Genomic DNA, 18,106 nt, shown 5'->3' with positions numbered 1-18,106 from the left:
GGTCACACCAATGCCTTGCTTTGTCGGCACCACAGAGTCATCCGAGTGCCACCTTGTTCGCTGCTGCCCACTTCGAGGGTGAATCCGTGCAGTTTGACCACCGCCGCAACGATCGACAGCCCCAGACCGAAACCGCTGTGCTGACCATCGCCCTCGCAGCGATAAAAACGTTGAAAGATCGCCTCACGTTCCTCGGGCGCGATGCCCGGCCCGCTGTCGCTGATCTCCAGCCGCGTGGCGCCGTTCTCTGCCGTGGCGCGCAGCACCACCAGGCCGTCGGCCGGGGTGAACTTGATGGCGTTGCTGAGCAGGTTGCCCACGGCCTCGAACAGCAGCGCGCGGTCACCATGCAGCATTGGCAGCGTGTCCGGCACGTCCAGACGTAGATTGATGCCCTCGTCTTCGGCCAGGGGCAGATAGAAGTCGTGCAGCTCGTGCAGCAGGGGTTGCGGGTCGAAGGAAATGAAGCCCGAACGTCGACGGTGATCCTCTATTTCGGAGATACGCAACAAGCCACGGAATCGCGCCATCAGCGTGTCGGTTTCAGCGATCACCTCGTCCAGTTGCAGCGCCTGGCGCGAATCCTCCGGCGCTTCCTGCTGGATGCGGTAGAGCTGCGCGCGCAGGCGGGTCAGGGGTGTGCGCAAGTCATGGGCAATGTTGTCGCAGACACCTTTGACCTCGATCATCAGTTGCTCGATACGTTCGAGCATCGTGTTGACGATGGCCGCCAGCATGTCCAACTCGTCGCGCCGGTCCGACAGCGGCAGGCGGGTGGTCAGATCACCGGCCACGATTGCATCGGCGCTTGCTTCGATGGCGCGGATGCGCCGCAACGGCCTGCGCCGTAACAGATGCCACCCGGCAATGCCGGGAATGATCGTCAGGGAAATACCCCACAGCAGCGCCCGCAGAATGATGTGAGTGACCGCGAACAGCGAGCCGTTGTCGCGCACCAGCACCAGCCAGCGGCCATCCAGGGTGCGCATCGCCACCGCGTCGCAGCTGTTCTGCGGCATTTGCGGATTGTCGCTGTCCACGCAACTGTTCAGGTCATGGATGCGCCCGTCCAGTGGTAGACCTCGCGGCACCTGCAACAACTGGCCGGACAACGGCCGCAATTGCAGATCGAACAGACCATAGGCGTCGAAGGTACGGTCGTCGAACGCTTCGCTGGCGGCCAGCGCCTCGTTCAATGCTTCGCCGTGAAAGCGCGAGAACAGGTGTTGACGCTGCATCAGCGAGTGCCGCGCCAGGTCGGCAAGATAGGCCGAGACTTCGAAGTACAGCACGCCCATGAGCAAACTGCTCCAGGCCACGAACAGAAAGCTGTAGAGCGCCAGCAGCCGACTGCTGGACGAGCGCCAGCCTTTAGACAGGTTCGGCAATGACATAGCCGGAGCCTCGCACGGTCTTGATCAACGGTGCGGTGCCCGGTGGGTCGATCTTCTTGCGCAAGCGGCCGATGTGCACGTCGATCAGGTTGGTGCCCGGGTCGAAGTGATAGCCCCAGACTTCCTCGAAAATCATCATGCGCGTGAGGATCTGGCCGGCATTGCGCATGAGGAATTCCAGCAACTTGTACTCGGTGGGCAGCAGGTTCAACGCCTGTTCGCCACGGCACGCCTCGCGGGTCATCAGATCCAGCGTCAGGTCCGCCACGCGCAGCGTGTTGTCGACGGCGGCCACGGCGTTGTTGCGACGCAGCAGCACCTCGACTCGGGCGGCCATCTCGTCCGAGGCGAACGGTTTGGTCAGGTAATCGTCGCCACCGGCACGCAGACCGCGCACCCGCTCGTCGACATCCGACAGCGCGCTGATCATCAGGATCGGCGTGCTCACACCGATGGTGCGCAGGGTGGTCACGATGGCCAGTCCATCGAGCTCCGGCAGCATCCGGTCCAGGGTGATCACGTCATAGTTGCCGCTCACCGCTTTGACCAGCCCCTCGCGGCCGTTGTCCACCCAGTCGACCTGCAGGCCGTGGCTGCTCAGTTCCGCCACGATTTCCCTGGCGGTCACGGCATCGTCTTCGATGGTCAGTACGCGAGTCATGTTGGTCTCTACCCGATGATTTCTGCTGAGGATGGCGGCATTGTGACAACAATCGGCCCAGGGCTCGTTGAAGTTTTTTTCATCTTGCGCCACCTGACCCCATTGGCGTGAGCCCAGTCGCGCTGCACGCGCGATTGGCCGACGAATCACAGACTCATCCTAAAGCCTGGCCGATCGGCGCCGATGTAACGGTCACAGCCTATCGGGACACGATCGCCATGAGCACCTTGAGTACCATCGCCAGCAACTTGAGCATTCGCACCCCAGCGGTTACCCCAACGGCCGCCGCCCCCGTCGCCACTGCTGAAAGTGATGCAACGCAGACCGCTGCCGCGCCTTCTGCAACGCCAACGAACGCGCCGGTCGGTGGCGCAGGCGGGGCGGGTGCCAGTCAGAGCAGCAGTAGCAGTAGTAATTCGGACACGATCGAGCAACTGCAGAAGCAGATTGCCGAGCTGCAGAAGCAGTTGAAGGAGCAACAACAGGAGATGGCCCGAATCCAGGCCAGCCAGCAAAGCGAAGAAAGCAAGGCCGCCGCAGTGGCCGCCATCCAGACACAGGTCGTCGCCACGTCCGCAGGGCTGCAAACCGCCACCGCCGCATTGCTTCAGGTCATGCAGGAATCAGGCAGCAGTACCGCCGGCTCCATGGTCAGTACCACCGCCTGAGGCGCTGTCAGCTCCCGGCCCATCACGGCAACACCAAGCGTCTGCTCGCCGATTCCCGTGCCGATGCCACCAAGTACACCCGCAACCGGGCCGCCCGCCGTGCCTGAAGGATGCGGTCAGTCGGCAGCCTGGCGCATCTGCTTTTTCTGCGCCTTGTAGTCCATGGCCACAGCCGGCGGCGCGCTGCTCTTGCCGGTTTCCACCCATTTGCGCAAACGGCTGGCATCGGCAAAGTGGGTGTACTTGCCGAACGCATCGAGGATCACCATCGCCACAGGCCGACCGCCCATGCGCGTTACCAGCACCAGGCAGTGGCCGGCCATATTGGTGAAACCGGTCTTGGTGATCTTGATATCCCAGTCATCCTTGTTGATCAGGTGATCGGTATTGTGGAACCCCAGGGTGTAGCTGGGTTTCTTGAACGCCACGGTCTTTTCCCGCGTGGTGCTCAGCTCGCTGAGCAACGGATACTGCTGCGCCGCGATCAGCAACTTGGCCAGATCACGTGCGGTGGACACGTTGCTGGTCGACAAGCCGGTCGGCTCCACATAGCGGGTATGGGTCATGCCCAGTGCGCGTGCCTTGGCGTTCATTGCCGCAATGAAAGCGCCGTAACCGCCGGGGTAATGATGGGCGAGACTCGACGCTGCACGGTTCTCCGAAGACATCAGAGTGATCAGCAGCATGTCCCGGCGGTTCAGCTCGCTACCGAGCTTGACCCGGGAAAACACACCCTTCATTTCCTTGTTGTGAGTGATGTCGACCGAGATCACTTCGCTCATCGACTGCTTGGCGTCCAGCACGACCATGCCGGTCATCAACTTGGTCACCGATGCGATAGGCACCACATGGTCGGCGTTGTTCTCGTAGACCACTTTGTTGGTCTGCAGATCGATCAGCAGAGCGCTACCCGAAGCCAGGTGCAACTGCGAGGGATCCCGGGGCACGGCGGCTTTTTCCGCCGCTTCAAGGTTTGGGGTGGCGACGAAAGTGGTCAAAGCCAGCAACAGGCTGAAAAGAGATAGCGGGGTCTTCACGCGGAGCGCTCACTGAAATAGAGGTAGATCGGGCCTGGGGTGGAGCGGAGTCGAAGTGACGATTGTCACGTGGCGCGAGTATGGCAAAGCGCCTGTCGATTGTCGCGCCCGGCAAGGCCTGGTGCGTGAAGAAAAGCTCATCCAGCGCGGACACCATGAAAAAAGCCCCGCAGAGCGGGGCTTGATCGATTCGATGTAGCGCGCCGGCTAGTGGGGCTGCGCTGCATTGAGCGTGGCGAAGGCTTGTTTGGCGTGGGGCAGGGAGGGGAGGGGCCCACTGACAGGCTCGCCGTCGCGCACCACGTACCAGCACGCCAAAAGGCCCAGATCACGCAACTTCTCGGGGACCGCGCTGCCGACTACCGACATGATTCTTAATACAGGCATGAGACACCTCCGGTGGTTCCTGCCAGCCACCTTACGAGTTCGCCGCTGCCCATAGAAATCACCTTGCTCGATAGTCACCATCGACAATTCCTATCACGCCCTGCCGTGGCGACTCACCAGCGTGGTGGACCGTAGTACACCGGTGGCGGCCCATAGTAGCCACGCGGTGGAGGCGGGGCTGCGTACACCGGATAAGGCTGCACATACACAGGCGGCGACTGCACATACACCGGTTGCTGCACATAGGCAGGTTGTTGCACGTACACCGGTGGCGGGCTCTGCACATACACCGGCGGCTGTTCCACATAGACCCGCTGTGGTGTATTGGAAGTGACCACCGCACCGACCACGGCTGCGCCCAGCACAGCACCCAATATACCCGGCCCGGCACCGTGCCAGCCGCCGCCGTGCGCCGAGGCCTGACCGGCCATCGCCAGCGCCCCTACCAGCAGAGCCATCTTGGGAAGTTGACGCATCATGATAGATTCCTCGTGTTTCGCGCCCTGGCGTTCGAACCTGCGATAGGGTCAAATCATTTCGCCGGGGACATGACTATGACAAAAAAATGGTCAAAAGCGTCCCCGTCGATGGGTAAATTTTGTGTAAGGGCAGAGTGTCCTCTGCCTGCTTTTCTAATGTCACACGCCGCCAGGAGGCCAAGAATGTCCATTGCTCCCAACCGCGACACCATCCTGTGCATGTCGCTCGCCGCGCGTCCCGGAACGTTCGGTGTACGCTTTCACAACCATCTGTATGAGCAGATGGGTCTCAACTATTATTACAAGGCCATGACCACAGGCGATCTGCCGGCAGCCATTGGCGGCATCCGCGCCTTGGGCATCCGTGGCTGCGGCGTGTCGATGCCGTTCAAGGAAGCTTGCATACCCTTGGTCGACGAACTCGATGCATCGGCGTCGGCCATCGAATCGATCAATACCATCGTCAACGACAACGGTTATCTGAAGGCCTACAACACCGACTATCTGGCCATCCGCCAATTGCTGGATGCGCACGCCGTCGACCCCGACACCACCTTCGCCCTGCGCGGCAGCGGCGGCATGGCCAAGGCCGTAGCGTCGGCGTTTCGCGACGCCGGTCTGCGCAATGGCCTGATCATTGCGCGCAACTACGAAACCGGCCGCGCGCTGGCCGATACGTGCGGTTATCCCTGGCAGGCCGAGTTGGGCGACTCGCGCCCGCAGCTATTGGTCAATGTCACGCCGGTTGGCATGACCGGCAGCAACCAGGCAGAGGAATTGTCATTCGATATGGCCGCCATCGAAGCGGCGCAACAGGTGTTCGACGTCGTCGCCCTGCCGTGGCAAACCCCTCTGATCAAAGCTGCCCAAAAACTCGGAAAGCCGGTGATCACCGGCCTCGAGGTCATCGCCATTCAGGCGCTGGAGCAGTTCGTGCTCTACACCGGCGTACGCCCTAGCGCCGAGCAGTTACGCCTGGCCACTGAGTACGCCCGCGGCTGACGCAGCTGTCATTCCAGCCGCGACAAGCGCTCTTCAAGCGCAGCGATACGTGCTTCCAGCTCGTCCAGGCGGGTATCGTCGTGTTTTGAGCCGTTGCGTTCGGGCGGCACGCCCCGGGCGCTCAAGATGGCGTCGATGGCCGCAGGATCACCCAGGGCATGGCTGTAGCGATCCTCGCGCTGCCCCGCCTGGCGTGGCACATGTACCGCGAAGCCGCGGCTTGCGAGACGCTCCAGCTGATGCACGATCTGCTCGGCGTCCTCGAAATCGTGGAGGCGGGCACTGCGCGTCAGCAACTCGCCAACGGTCTGTGGTCCGCGCAGGAACATCAGCCCCATCAGAATGACCTGAGCGGGCACTAGCTCCAGCGCTTTGTCCAACCGATGCTCCCAGCGATCGGCGCGGCTGCCCATCACCAGACGAGTCATCTGCCGACCTTCGAGCGCGCGCAGGCTCTGCCCGATCTGCCCCTGAGTGTACTGGGTCACCGGTTCGCGACTGGTTTTCTGATTGCACGCCAGCACCAGCGCATTGAGCGTCAATGGGTAGGTTTCAGGATTGCTGGCCTGTTTCTCGATCAGTGCGCCCAGTACGCGAATCTCCACGGCATCGAGCCGTACGGGTTCGGAAGCGGTTGTTTCAACATCGGTCATGGCATAAACCCCAGGCAATCGGTAACGGCCAGTATGCTATAAAAACCGCCCAGACGGCTGCCTGCCGCCGCCTGTGGCGCGGTCGCGCCTGCGCCAGCGAGCAGGCCCTCGGCTCCCTGCCAAATTTAGGGTTGCTGCGCATGTAAACCGGCCTTAGACTGCCGCCCCTCTTGACCATGTGCCGTGTGGTGCTTGAAGAATTCTGCCTGCGTCGCTGACAGCGTCGCGGGCTTCCTGTTTTGCCCTAGCGCATTATTCGTTTGCAGAGAAATCAATGACAAAGGAAAAGTTGCTGGCCATGCCGGCTGATGACTACATGAACGCTGAGCAACTGGCCTACTTCACCGAGCTGTTGCAGGCCATGAAGATCGAGACCCAGCAGCGCATCGAGCAAAGCCGTGTAGCCATTGAAAGCCTGGACACGCCCGCCGATCCTGCCGACGCTGCCTCTGTAGAAGAGGAGCGTCATTGGTTGGTCAATGTCATCGAGCGCGACCAGCGCCTGCTGCCGCAATTGGAAATGGCCCTGGGCCGCATCAATGACGACAGCTTCGGCTGGTGTGACGACAGTGGCGAGCCGATCGGCCTGAAGCGCCTGTTGATCAGCCCTACCACCAAGTACTGCATCGAGGCGCAAGAGCGCCACGAGCAGATCGACAAGCATCAACGTCAAGCGTGATCAATAGACCGCAGGCGTTTTTCACGCCTGCGGATGCAAGGCCACGTTGAGTTCATCGACGATGGGTGCCCACTCCGCATCGCTGTGCAGCTCCTCTTTCAGAAAGCTGCGCTGCTGATCAGTCCAGAAGGGCGCATCGATCAGCTTGGTGTCTTGGTCGAGCTGATGCTCGGCAATGAATTTCTGAATGTCAGCTTCTTCGCTGGCCAGGCCCAGTTGATCGAAAAGGCCAGTAAGGCTTGGGTTCGGCAGATCCATGTTGACTCCTCTGCGGCCGTTTCCAGCCATGGTTGAAAGGTTACTCAGTATCTGAGGCGAGGGCTTCGCCAGAGTTCGCTCGCAGTACCGTGTTTGTTTGCAATGGACGGCACAGGGCATCGAGCTTTGTCCCGATCCTGTTTTGAACGTGTCCATCCAACAAACTTCTTGACCGCGCTGGGGTTCGATTCGGTACTATTCGCGTCAGATCACCGTCATGCGCTTCGCTGCCCTGCACGTGTTGGTCGCCAGCTTCCCCATGAGGCCGCGGCGCCGCTCTGCCATACACGTCCAGGCTTGCCTTTTTCCTTCGCGGTCTTCGGCAATTTTCCCTGCAGCAGGTCGACGCTGCGCATCCCGGATCAAGGTTCGATCCTTTAGTCTTTCGTTAGCAGGTCGGTGGCAATCATTGCACGTGCTGCCGACCGTTCGGCGCTCCCCGCGTCTTCAGGTTATTACCACGCGAACAGCGTCCGGTAGTCTGTGTTTCGATTTGAGGATTCTTCATTGGCAGTAACTAATCTGGATATGCACGCCCTGTTCGTGCTCGGCGACTTGCGTGCGAAGTTGGTCAAACTCTTTCAGTCGCGTTTCGTCTATGTCACCGAGCAAAGCGCGGAAGGCATCTACATGGCCGAACTCGATACCGAGTCCGCACTGGTGGTCGACGACAAGCCGCGGCTCGAACTCAAAGTAGGCGATCACTTCCGCGCCGCCGTTTTGCCAAGCCGTGAAGGTGGCAAGTTCGAGCTCAAGTTTCGTGACATCAAGCTTACGGTCTATGGGCTTGGCGAATATGCATTCGTCAGCATGGCTCAGGGCGAAGGCATCGTATTCAAGGAAGGCCAAACCGTGATGCTGGTCTTCGCTGCCCACGAGCGCATCGAGGAAAATCTGGGCAAGACCTTGAAAGCGGCGACCGCCAAGGCAGCCAAATGGCGCAAGGGCGAATTGACCTTCAAACCCAGCGAATAATGCTTCGGGGAACCTGCGCTACAGTAAGGTGACTTACCCAAGTCATCGACTGTTTACCGAGGAACCCCGCATGAAAGGATTACGTGCCTGGCTTGTCGCCTGTGGCGCCGGCCTCTGGCTATCGACCGCAACACTTCCGGCCCACGCGCAAACCACGCCCATCCAGTTCGCCGACCTGAACTGGGAGAGTGGCAGCCTCATTACCGAACTGTTGCGCTATATCGTCGAGAAGGGCTACGGCCTGCCCACCGATACCCAGCCTGGCACGACCATCACTCTGGAAACGGCGTTGGCCAAGAACGACGTCCAGGTCATTGCCGAAGAGTGGGCCGGCCGTAGTCCTGTCTGGGTCAAGGCCGAAGCCGAGGGCAAGGTGATTGGCTTGGGTGACACCGTCAAAGGCGCCACCGAAGGCTGGTTCGTGCCTGAATATGTGATCAAGGGCGACGCCGCCAAAGGTATCAAGCCGCTGGCGCCGGATCTGCGCAGCGTCGCTGATCTGCCGCGCTACAAGGATGTTTTCAAGGATCCGGAAAGCCCAGACAAAGGCCGCTTCCTCAATAGCCCCATCGGCTGGACATCCGAAGTCGTCAACGCGCAAAAACTCAAGGCCTACAAGCTGACCGATGACTACGTCAATTTTCGTTCGGGTTCAGGCGCCGCACTGGACGCCGAGATAGCCTCGTCGATCCGTCGCGGCAAGCCGGTGCTCTTCTACTACTGGTCACCGACCCCGCTGTTGGGCCGCTACAAGTTGATCCAGCTTGAAGAGCCACCGTTCGATGCCAAGGCCTGGGCCACCCTGACCGATGCTGACAATCCCGCGCCGCTGCCTACCCGTTCGCTGCCATCGAAGCTTTCGATCGGGGTGTCCAAGGCATTCCAGCAGGAGTATCCGCAACTGGTCGAGTTCTTCGCCAAGGTCGACCTTCCTATCGATCCCCTGAACAAGGCCCTGGCCAACATGAGCGAAGCCCGCACTTCGCCTCGCCAGGCTGGCGAGGCGTTTCTGAAGGATCATCCTGAAGTGTGGAAGACCTGGCTGCCTGAAGACGTGGCCAGCAAGGTGAGCGCCAGTCTGAAATGAGTCAGTGACCGCTGTCGCTGCGGTGGCTGCTGACCTCGGCAGGCACCGCTTCTCCAGCCGTGCGTTTGCGAAACAGTGCGGCCCGGGCCAGCAGCAGCGTGGTCACCGGCACGGTGATCGACAGCAGGATGGGGATGAGCCAGGCATGCACCACCGGCCCATGCTTGAGCCAGGAGAAGTACAGGATCGACGCCAGCGCCACACACCAGGCGCCCAGCGTGGACGCCAGCGCTGGCGGGTGCATGCGCTGGAAGTAATCCTTGAAGCGCAGCAACCCCAAGGCGCCCGTGAATGCGAACAGACTGCTGGCGAGCAGCAGTATGGCCGTGGCCACCTCTACCCAGAAGGGTAAAACCTGGAGTGAATTCATTCGATCACTTCTCCACGCAGCAGGAACTTGGCCAGCGCGAACGACCCTACGAAGCCGAACAGGGCAATCAGCAGGGCCGCTTCGAAATAGGTGTCACTGGCGTAACGTATGCCCAGCACCAGCATGACCAGCATCGCCAGAATGTACAGGTAGTCCAGAGCCAGTACCCGGTCCTGGGCCGACGGTCCTCTGAACAGCCGAATCAGCGTAAGCAACATTGCCAGCGCGAATATGAACAAGCTCGCGACAATGGCGTTGGACAGCAATGCGCTCATTGAAAGATCTCCATCAGCGGGCGTTCGTAGGTGTCCTTGAATTCCTCGATGAATTGCGCCTCATCATCCAGATCCAGAACATGCATCAGCAAAACGCTGCGATCCAGCGCCAGCTCGGACCATACGGTGCCTGGAATGACGGTGGCGACTGCCGCCAAGGCGGCCAGTCCGTTGGCATTGTGCAACTGCAACGGAATCTCCACGAACGCCGAACGTGGCGGGCGAGCGTCCATGTTCCACACCTGCCAGAACACCTGCAGGTTCGACACCAGTACACCGCCGCCTACGCGCAGCAGCAGCCGCAGTATCACCATGGGCCGACGGATACGCACGGCCTGAGGTCGTAGCGGCGACATCAACAGCGGCGCCAGCCACCCCAGCAGCACGGCGAGCAAAAGGTTGCCGGCACTCATTGAGACATTGAGCAGCAACCACAGTATGGCGAGGGCGATCGACAGCAACGGAGCAGGGAACAGGCGACTCATGGTTCACCCTCAAGGCTTGTTGTAGTCGGACCGGGCACCGGCTGGGCGCCCAGCACGGTCATCACGTATTGCTTGGGATCATCGAGCATGGCCGCCGTATCGGCTGTGTACCGCAGCAGAGGTTCTGCGCGCATCGCCAACAACACACACAATCCCAGCAGGACCATGATCGGTACACACTCGTTGAGCCGCAGCAACGGTGAAGGCCGCTCGTGCGGGGTCCAGAAGCGCTGCATGCCCACACGCGCCAGAGCGATCAGCGACGCCAGTCCGGACAGGATCAGCAACGCCAGGTAGACCCACGCGCTTGCACTCGGGGTTTGCTCGGTGGCCACCCCGAGTCCCTGTGGATTGAACAACGCGGCAATCAGATTGAGTTTCCCGATGAACCCGGACAACGGCGGCATGCCGATGATCAGCAATGCGCAGGCAATGAAACTCAGCCCCAGGAAGGCCATGGTCCAGGGGATCACCTGGCCTACCACGGCCTTCTGCTCGTCATCCAGATTGATACCCTTGGGCGGATGCAATGCCTCGACTGCAGCTGGCAGCGGGTCGGCATCGTACTCCAGCGGAATCTCGTTGGCGGACCGCGAACGTTCGATCAGTTCGGCAAGAAGGAACAGCGCACTGAGCGCCAAGGTCGAGCTGACCAGATAAAACAGCGCGGCAGCGATCAACCCGCTCTGCCCGAAACCGATCGCTGCCAGCAGGATGCCGGCTGAAATCAGGATGCTCAGGCTCGCCATGCGCTCCAGTCGCTGCGCCGCAAGAATACAGACGGCAGCCACGGCGATGGTCGCCAGGCCCCCGTAGATCAGCCACTGGCCGCCGAAATGCGCCGAGGCACCGGCCTGTCCGGAAAACATCAGGGTCCACAGCCGCAGCAGGGTATAGAAGCCCACCTTGGTCATGATCGCGAACAGAGCCGCAACCGGGGCGCTGGCGGACGAGTACGCCGGCACCAGCCAGAAATTCAACGGCCACATGCCCGCCTTGGCCAGGAAGGCTGTCGCGAGAATGGCAGCACCGGCGTGCAGCAGGCCGCGATCTGCCTCGGGCACCAACGGAATCTTCAGGGCCAGGTCAGCCATGTTAAGGGTTCCCGTGACCCCGTAGATCATGGCCGCCCCGATGAGGAACAACGACGAGGCCAGCAGGTTGATCGCGATGTAATGCAGCCCGGCCGATACCCGGGCCTTCCCCGAACCATGCAGCATCAGGCCATAGGAGGCGGCCAGAAGCACCTCGAAGAACACGAACAGGTTGAACAGATCGGCGGTAAGAAATGCGCCGTAAAGGCCCATCAACTGAATCTGGAACAAGGCGTGGAAGCTCGCGCCTGCCCGATCCCACCGGGCCATGGCGAACAGCAGGGCGCAGACGCCGACGATACCTGTCAGCACCAGCATCAACGCCGAAAGCCTGTCCACCACCAGTACGATACCGAATGGCACCTGCCAGTTGCCGGGCAAGTACACACCAATCGAACCGGCCTGGCCTTGGTCCTGGACCCACCACATCAGGTAACAGGCAATCGCCAGTCCCAGCAGGCTGGAGATGATGTTGATCTGCGCTTTCAGCGAACGGTGTTTCTCTCCGAGCAGCATCATCAACGCCGCCGTGAACAGCGGCAGAATGATGGGCGCAGCGATCAGATGGGGCATCCAGCTCATTCCTTGGGCTCCCGGCCGTCTACGTGGTCAGTGCCGGTCAGGCCCCGCGAAGCCAACAGAACCACCAGAAACAGCGCAGTCATCGCAAAGCTGATCACGATGGCAGTCAGTACCAGTGCCTGGGGCAGGGGGTCTGTGTAATTGAGCAGGTCCTGTGGCACACCTTCCTTGATGATCGGCTCCTTGCCGATGAACAGGCTGCCCATGCTGAAGATGAACAGGTTGACCCCGTAGGACAGCAGGCAGAGGCCCATGACCACCTGGAACGTCCGTGGACGCAAGATCAGCCAAACGCCCGATGCAGCCAGTACGCCGATGGCAATCGCTATCACTTCTTCCATCAGACGGCTCCTTTTGGGGCAATGCCTTTGGGTAGGCTCGAGGGACGGTGAGCACGCACCGACTGGTGACCCAGCGCGGTGAGCATCAGCAGAGTGGATCCCACCACCACGGTGAACACACCGATGTCGAAGAACAGGGCACTGGCGACATGAAAGTCACCCAGGACCGGCAAATGAACATGCGCAGTATGTGTGGTAAGGAATGGATAACCCAAGGCAATGGCGCCGATCCCGGTGACAGTGGCACAAAGCAGTCCGGTACCCATCCAGCGCAGTGGTCGCAGGCGCATCTGCGCCTCCACCCACTGGGTACCCGCCACCATGTATTGCAGGATGAACGCTACCGACAGCACCAGGCCGGCAACGAATCCACCGCCAGGCTGATTGTGCCCGCGCATGAACAGATACATCGACACCACCACTGCCACTGGCAGCAACAGACGAACCAGAACGGCCGGAACCATCATGAAGCCCAGCGCAGTGTCGTCCGCGCCGCGCGGGTTGATGAGATCGGTGACCACGTCGGGTGCCAGCGAACGCTGCTGCGCCGGCAGTTGCATGCTTTCCTTGGGTGGCCGGAAGCGCCGCAGCAGGGCAAACACGGTCAGGGCCACGGCGGCAAGCACGGTGATCTCGCCAAGGGTATCGAAACCGCGGAAGTCCACCAGCATGACGTTGACCACGTTGGTCCCGCCGCCTTGAGGCAGGGCACGGCTCAAGTAGAACTCGGAAATGAAGTTGGGCGTGGCCCGGGTGAGCATCGAATAGGACAACAGCGCCATGCCGCCACCGACCACCACTGCCAGCACCAGATCGCGCAGACGGCGCAATTTGGCGCGATCCAGAGTCGTCCTGGAGGGTGCGACATCCTCGATCCGCCGAGGCAACCAACGCAGCCCGAGCAATATCAACACCGTGGTTACCACCTCGACCACCAGCTGAGTCAGCGCCAGATCCGGCGCCGAGAACCAGACGAAGGTGACGCAGGTCATCAATCCGCACACGCTGACCATGGTCAGTGCCGCTAATCGATGGTACTTCGCCTGCCAGGCAGCCCCCAATGCGCAGGCAATGGCGATCAACCAGAGAATCACGAAGACGCCCGATCCCGGGATCTTGGGTCGATCCCCCCAGCTCAGTCCGCTATAAAGCATCGGCGCCAGGCCTGCGAGCACCGCAACCAGCACCAGCATGAACAATTGGGCCTGCAGGCGTCTGGTGGTAAGCAGTCGCTCCACCCTGCGCGCCAGCCGCATCATGACCACCTGCGAGCGCTCGAACAGCCGCTTGCCGTTGAAGCGCTCGATCACCGGTGGATAGCGCAGCCGACCGTGACGGAACTGATTGCGCAGCAACACATAAAGGAGCACGCCTGCCCCCATCGCAATCAGGCTCATGACCATGGGCGCGTTCCAGCCGTGCCATATGGCCAGGCTGTACTCAGGCAGTTCGCCCCCCACAACGGGTATCGCCGCGGCCGCCAGGAAGGGCGCCACCGACTGTGCCGGGAAGATGCCGACCACCAGGCAGGTCAGCACCAGCAGCTCCACGGGAGCACGCATCCAGCGCGGCGGCTCGTGGGGAATGTGGGGCAGATCGGTGGCTTTGGGGCCCAGGAACACGTCAACCGTGAAGCGCAGTGAATAGGCGACGCTGAAGATACCGGCCAGCGTCGCGACTACCGGCAGGGCGATCTCGACCCAGGCGGTGGAGCTGATGAAAACCGTTTCGGCGAAGAACATTTCCTTGGACAGGAAGCCGTTCATCAGTGGCACCCCTGCCATGGCCGCGCTGGCAACCATGGCCAGCGTCGCTGTGTAGGGAATAAGGCGAAACAGCCCGCTCAGGCGGCGTATGTCGCGTGTTCCACTTTCGTGGTCGATGATGCCGGCGGCCATGAACAGCGACGCCTTGAATGTCGCGTGGTTGAGAATGTGAAAAACCGCGGCCACGGCTGCCAGCGGGCTGTTCAGCCCCAGCAGCAGCGTGATCAGGCCCAGGTGGCTGATCGTCGAATACGCCAGCAGGCCTTTGAGATCGTTCTGGAACATTGCCGCATAAGCGCCGAGCATCAGCGTGCAGGCTCCCGCGCCACTGACGATCCAGAACCACTGTTCGCTGCCGGACAGTGACGGCCACAGCCGGGCCAGCAGGAACACCCCTGCTTTAACCATGGTTGCCGAGTGCAGATACGCCGAAACCGGCGTCGGCGCCGCCATCGCGTGAGGCAGCCAGAAATGAAACGGAAACTGGGCGCTCTTGGTCAGTGCGCCCAGCAGGACCAGGGTCAGCATGACGGGATACAGGCCATGCGCACGGATGGCGTCACCGGCAACGAGCACCTTGTCCAGGTCGTAGCTGCCGACGATATGCCCCAGCAGCAACACGCCAGCGAGCAGGCACAGACCACCGGCGCCGGTCACCATGAGCGCCATGTAGGCACCACGGCGCGCATCGGCGCGATGGTGCCAGTAGCCAATCAGGAGAAAGGAGAACAGGCTGGTCAATTCCCAGAAAAACACCATCTGGATGAGGTTGCCGGAAATTACCAGACCCAGCATGGCGCCCATGAACGCCAGGAAAAATGCGAAGAAGCGAGGGACTGGGTCCTGCGGCGACATGTAATAGCGCGCATAGAGCGCCACCAGCGTACCGATGCCCAGCACCAGCAGTGAAAACAGCCAGGCGAAGCCGTCCAGGCGCAGCACCAGGTTGAGTCCGAGGCTGGGCAGCCAGAGGAATTCCTCGCGGATCACACCACCGTTGGCAATTTGCGGGTACAGCATGGCTACCTGTACCGTGCCGACCAAGGCAACCAGTCCGGCCAGAAGCGATTCTGCGTTGCGTGCGTTATGCGGCAAGATGGCCGCCACGCAGCTGCCTACGAAGGGCAGAAGCAATAGTACTATCAAGGACATAGGCTTCTAATCTGCAGGAATATTGAAAAGGATCATACGGGGTCACTGGGTGATCACCAACCCGCAAGCTGTGCCAGAAGCGTACAGGCATGCCATAACGACTTGTTTTTTTATGACAATTTTTTACCATCGATAGCTCCGCCTTGATCGCGTCGATCAGCGGGACTACTCCCAGCGAGCGCAGATTCCCTTGGTCAAAGACCCCAGTTCCAGAGCCTCGGTACTCCAGCACGTCAGTCATAACGTACGTCGCCTGCGCCAGGCCGCCGGGCTTTCGCAGAGCGCCCTGGCAGAGTGCTCCGGGGTCAGCCGCCGCATGCTGGTGGCTATCGAAGCCGGTGACAACAACGTCAGCCTGACGACCCTGGACCGTATTGCCGAAGCCCTTGATGTCGCTTTCAGCGATCTCATCCAGCCTGGCGAGAATCGCGACCCTGGCCGGATCAATGAACTGGCCTGGGTCGGCACATTCCCTGGCAGCAAGGCCGTCCTCTTGGCCAGTACAGTAGCCAGCAAGGAGGTCGAACTGTGGGAGTGGCTGTTGCAGCCTGGCGAAACCTATTCATCGGAACCCGATGCCGAAGGCTGGAGCGAGCAGATCTACGTTTGTGAAGGGCGACTGACCGTCGTATTGGACGGCCGCTCTCATGCCTTGGCAGCTGGCGAGTTTTTTGTCTATCCCAGCAATCAGCCCTATGCCTATCGCAATGACAGTGCAACGTTGGTGCGCTTCGTACGCAACGTCGTCATCTAAGTTCGTTTCCGCCAACAAAGACCCGCAGCCGTCTGGCTTCCGAACTCACCTCCTTTTCAAGGTTGCCCGGCGCTGCGGCATTCGCCATGATCGGCCCACAAAAGCAGCCCACACGATCCAGCATCCGAACCGGAGCCCGAATGAGCCTGAAACCTTCTGCCACTTTCCCCGTTCCCGAGCGCCTGCGCGCTACGCGCGCGCTCATGCAACGCGAGGGCATCGACGCCCTGCTGGTGCCTTCGGCGGACCCGCATCTGTCCGAATACCTACCCGAACACTGGCAGGCACGCCAATGGCTTTCCGGTTTCCAGGGCTCTGTCGGCACCTTGATCGTGACCGCTGATTTCGCAGGGCTTTGGGCCGACAGCCGCTACTGGGAACAAGCTCAGGTCGAACTCGCCGGAAGCGGCATCGAACTGGTCAAGCTGATGGCTGGGCAGCCGGGTCCATTGGACTGGCTGGGCTCGCAGATGCATGCTGGGACCACGGTCGCGGTCGATGGCGCAGTCATGGCCGTTGCTGCCGCCCGTCAGTTGCGAGAAAAACTGCAACACACAGGTGCGTCGTTGCGTACCGATATCGACCTCTTCGCAGAGATCTGGCCAGATCGCCCCCCATTGCCTGCCCAAGCTGTCTACGCCCACCTACCGCCGTACGCCGCTCGCGAGCGCGCCGAAAAACTCAGAGCGCTGCGCGAGCAGACTCGATCCCAGGGCGCTCAGTGGCACCTGCTGGCAACTCTGGACGATATTGCCTGGCTGTTCGACCTGCGCGGTTCGGACGTTTCCTATAATCCGGTCTTCGTTGCCTTTGCGTTGATAGGCGAGCACTCGGCAACCCTGTTCACCACACTGTCCAGGATAGATTCCACGCTTATCCAAAGCTTGGCGCAGGAAGGCATTGACGTCCGCGAGTACACCGAGATCGGCGCCGCCCTGGCTGTGGTGCCAGCCGGCGAGAAGCTTCTGATCGATCCTGCTCGCGTTACCGTTGGCATCATCGAAAACCTCGCTACCGGCGTTACCTTGATAGAAGCGCTGAACCCAACGACCTTGAGCAAGTCACGCAAGACCGCAAAAGAAGCAGAGCATATTCGTCACGCCATGGAGCAGGACGGTGCGGCGTTGTGCGAGTTCTTCGCGTGGCTGGAGGGTGCCTGGGCAGGCGAGCGCATAACCGAATTGACCGTCGACGAGCAGCTCACGGCCGCACGCGCGCGTCGGCCCAATTTCGTCTCCCTGAGCTTTTCGACCATTGCCGCGTTCAACGCCAACGGTGCCATGCCTCATTACCGCGCCACTGAGAAAGCCCACGCCGTCATCGAGGGCAACGGTCTGTTGTTGATCGACTCGGGCGGCCAATACCTGGGCGGCACTACCGACATAACCCGCATGGTCCCGGTCGGTACGCCCACGGCGGATCAGAAAGCGGATTGCACTCGAGTGCTGAAAGGCATGATCGCCCTGTCACGGGCTACGTTTCCAAAAGGGATTCTTTCGCCCTTGCTCGATGCCATTGCGCGTGCACCCATCTGGGCCGACCAGGTCGACTATGGGCACGGCACAGGCCACGGTGTGGGTTACTTCATGAACGTTCACGAGGGGCCGCAGGTCATTGCCTACCAGGCCCCAACCATGCCCCAGACAGCTATGCTGCCGGGGATGATCACCTCCATCGAGCCGGGAACCTATCGGCCTGGACGCTGGGGAGTGCGTATCGAAAATCTTGTTCTCACGCGTGAAGCCGGGCAGGGCGACTTCGGTCAGTTCCTGAACTTCGAAACACTGACGCTATGTCCGATCGATACCCGCTGCATCGACATTCCCCAGTTGTCGACCGTCGAGCGCCAGTGGCTCAACGACTACCATGCCGAAGTCGCCAGACGGGTAGCGCCGCTGCTTGCCAACGCGCCATTGGAATGGCTGCGCGAACGCACCCAGCCGATCTGACCTGCGTATTCAGTCGGCAGCGACGGCAGGAGCATGCTCGGCGCGGATCGTCAACGTG

Annotated in this window: 21 protein-coding genes (1 of these 21 only partly in view); 7 read left to right on the top strand and 14 right to left on the bottom strand. The window is 61.0% G+C overall.

What is annotated here, in order from left to right; translation table 11 throughout:
- Nucleotides 1-2: 2 nt before the first annotated feature.
- Nucleotides 3-1,394 (bottom strand): sensor histidine kinase, encoded by a 1,392-nt coding sequence (locus tag ASF66_RS08290; protein WP_056843498.1) that lies wholly within the window; start codon nt 1,392-1,394, stop codon nt 3-5.
- Complete coding sequence (locus tag ASF66_RS08285) at nt 1,372-2,055, bottom strand: response regulator transcription factor (protein WP_056843497.1); 684 nt, start codon at nt 2,053-2,055, stop codon at nt 1,372-1,374. Before ASF66_RS08285 ends, ASF66_RS08290 begins: the two co-directional genes overlap by 23 nt.
- 218 nt (nt 2,056-2,273) lie before the next feature.
- Here ASF66_RS08285 and ASF66_RS08280 point away from each other — a divergent pair, with 218 nt between their 5' ends.
- Entirely contained in the window at nt 2,274-2,723 is a 450-nt protein-coding gene (locus tag ASF66_RS08280; RefSeq protein WP_056843496.1) for a hypothetical protein, read from the top strand.
- 116 nt (nt 2,724-2,839) lie between these two features.
- Here the strand turns inward: ASF66_RS08280 and pbpG are convergent, their stop codons facing one another.
- The 3 genes from pbpG to ASF66_RS08265 form a co-directional block, all read right to left on the bottom strand.
- The gene (gene pbpG / locus ASF66_RS08275) at nt 2,840-3,760 is read right to left on the bottom strand and encodes a D-alanyl-D-alanine endopeptidase (protein WP_049858730.1); all 921 of its coding nucleotides are present in this window, start codon (nt 3,758-3,760) and stop codon (nt 2,840-2,842) included.
- A 207-nt stretch (nt 3,761-3,967) separates the two neighbouring features.
- Nucleotides 3,968-4,147: a hypothetical protein gene (locus tag ASF66_RS08270; RefSeq protein ID WP_049858967.1), complete on the bottom strand. Its 180-nt coding sequence runs from the start codon at nt 4,145-4,147 to the stop codon at nt 3,968-3,970.
- 113 nt (nt 4,148-4,260) lie between these two features.
- Nucleotides 4,261-4,626 (bottom strand): hypothetical protein, encoded by a 366-nt coding sequence (locus ASF66_RS08265; protein WP_049858729.1) that lies wholly within the window; start codon nt 4,624-4,626, stop codon nt 4,261-4,263.
- 183 nt (nt 4,627-4,809) lie between these two features.
- On the opposite strand from ASF66_RS08265, the gene ASF66_RS08260 reads away from it, so the two are divergent.
- Complete coding sequence (locus tag ASF66_RS08260; protein WP_056843495.1) at nt 4,810-5,628, top strand: shikimate 5-dehydrogenase; 819 nt, start codon at nt 4,810-4,812, stop codon at nt 5,626-5,628.
- Between the two features lie 8 nt (nt 5,629-5,636).
- Here ASF66_RS08260 and ASF66_RS08255 read toward each other — a convergent pair whose 3' ends face one another.
- Entirely contained in the window at nt 5,637-6,281 is a 645-nt protein-coding gene (locus ASF66_RS08255) for a YceH family protein (RefSeq protein WP_049858727.1), read from the bottom strand.
- Nucleotides 6,282-6,555: 274 nt separating this feature from the next.
- Between ASF66_RS08255 and ASF66_RS08250 the strand changes: the two genes are divergently transcribed.
- Nucleotides 6,556-6,960, top strand: coding sequence for a TraR/DksA family transcriptional regulator (locus ASF66_RS08250; RefSeq protein WP_049858726.1), 405 nt, complete (start codon nt 6,556-6,558; stop codon nt 6,958-6,960).
- Between the two features lie 21 nt (nt 6,961-6,981).
- Here the strand turns inward: ASF66_RS08250 and ASF66_RS08245 are convergent, their stop codons facing one another.
- A complete protein-coding gene (locus ASF66_RS08245; RefSeq protein ID WP_049858725.1) occupies nt 6,982-7,218 on the bottom strand; it encodes a DUF2789 domain-containing protein in 237 nt (78 codons plus the stop codon).
- 507 nt (nt 7,219-7,725) lie between these two features.
- Here ASF66_RS08245 and ASF66_RS08240 point away from each other — a divergent pair.
- Together ASF66_RS08240 and ASF66_RS08235 are read left to right on the top strand one after the other, a co-directional pair.
- The gene (locus tag ASF66_RS08240; RefSeq protein WP_082223526.1) at nt 7,726-8,193 is read left to right on the top strand and encodes a hypothetical protein; all 468 of its coding nucleotides are present in this window, start codon (nt 7,726-7,728) and stop codon (nt 8,191-8,193) included.
- A gap of 70 nt (nt 8,194-8,263) precedes the next feature.
- Nucleotides 8,264-9,280, top strand: coding sequence for an ABC transporter substrate-binding protein (locus ASF66_RS08235; RefSeq protein ID WP_056843494.1), 1,017 nt, complete (start codon nt 8,264-8,266; stop codon nt 9,278-9,280).
- A 1-nt stretch (nt 9,281) separates the two neighbouring features.
- On the opposite strand, the gene ASF66_RS08230 is transcribed toward ASF66_RS08235, so the two are convergent.
- The 6 genes from ASF66_RS08230 to ASF66_RS08205 are packed head-to-tail and all read right to left on the bottom strand — an operon-like array spanning nt 9,282 to nt 15,345.
- A complete protein-coding gene (locus tag ASF66_RS08230) occupies nt 9,282-9,650 on the bottom strand; it encodes a Na+/H+ antiporter subunit G (RefSeq protein WP_049858722.1) in 369 nt (122 codons plus the stop codon).
- The gene (locus ASF66_RS08225) at nt 9,647-9,925 is read right to left on the bottom strand and encodes a K+/H+ antiporter subunit F (protein ID WP_049858721.1); all 279 of its coding nucleotides are present in this window, start codon (nt 9,923-9,925) and stop codon (nt 9,647-9,649) included. Before ASF66_RS08225 ends, ASF66_RS08230 begins: the two co-directional genes overlap by 4 nt.
- Nucleotides 9,922-10,410 (bottom strand): Na+/H+ antiporter subunit E, encoded by a 489-nt coding sequence (locus tag ASF66_RS08220; protein ID WP_056843493.1) that lies wholly within the window; start codon nt 10,408-10,410, stop codon nt 9,922-9,924. Before ASF66_RS08220 ends, ASF66_RS08225 begins: the two co-directional genes overlap by 4 nt.
- A complete protein-coding gene (locus ASF66_RS08215) occupies nt 10,407-12,086 on the bottom strand; it encodes a monovalent cation/H+ antiporter subunit D (protein WP_056843492.1) in 1,680 nt (559 codons plus the stop codon). The genes ASF66_RS08220 and ASF66_RS08215 overlap by 4 nt, the downstream gene beginning before the upstream one ends.
- Nucleotides 12,083-12,427, bottom strand: coding sequence for a Na+/H+ antiporter subunit C (locus ASF66_RS08210; protein WP_043186251.1), 345 nt, complete (start codon nt 12,425-12,427; stop codon nt 12,083-12,085). Before ASF66_RS08210 ends, ASF66_RS08215 begins: the two co-directional genes overlap by 4 nt.
- On the bottom strand, nt 12,427-15,345 hold the full coding sequence (locus ASF66_RS08205) for a monovalent cation/H+ antiporter subunit A (protein ID WP_056843491.1): 2,919 nt from the start codon (nt 15,343-15,345) through the stop codon (nt 12,427-12,429). The genes ASF66_RS08210 and ASF66_RS08205 overlap by 1 nt, the downstream gene beginning before the upstream one ends.
- Nucleotides 15,346-15,535: 190 nt before the next feature.
- Between ASF66_RS08205 and ASF66_RS08200 the strand changes: the two genes are divergently transcribed.
- Nucleotides 15,536-16,099, top strand: coding sequence for an XRE family transcriptional regulator (locus tag ASF66_RS08200; protein ID WP_056843490.1), 564 nt, complete (start codon nt 15,536-15,538; stop codon nt 16,097-16,099).
- A 140-nt stretch (nt 16,100-16,239) separates the two neighbouring features.
- Complete coding sequence (locus ASF66_RS08195) at nt 16,240-18,048, top strand: aminopeptidase P family protein (protein ID WP_056843489.1); 1,809 nt, start codon at nt 16,240-16,242, stop codon at nt 18,046-18,048.
- A gap of 9 nt (nt 18,049-18,057) precedes the next feature.
- On the opposite strand, the gene rhtA is transcribed toward ASF66_RS08195, so the two are convergent.
- On the bottom strand, nt 18,058-18,106 hold the 3' end of the coding sequence (rhtA, locus tag ASF66_RS08190) for a threonine/homoserine exporter RhtA (protein WP_056843488.1). Its footprint extends 833 nt past the window's final position; 49 of the gene's 882 nt are visible here — the last part of the coding sequence; its start codon lies off the right edge, out of view; it ends in the stop codon at nt 18,058-18,060.

The organism is Pseudomonas sp. Leaf129 (assembly GCF_001423465.1).
Lineage (GTDB): Bacteria > Pseudomonadota > Gammaproteobacteria > Pseudomonadales > Pseudomonadaceae > Aquipseudomonas > Aquipseudomonas coleopterorum.
Note: the sequence above shows the minus strand (reverse complement) of the source record. Positions and strands in the feature narration are given on the sequence as shown.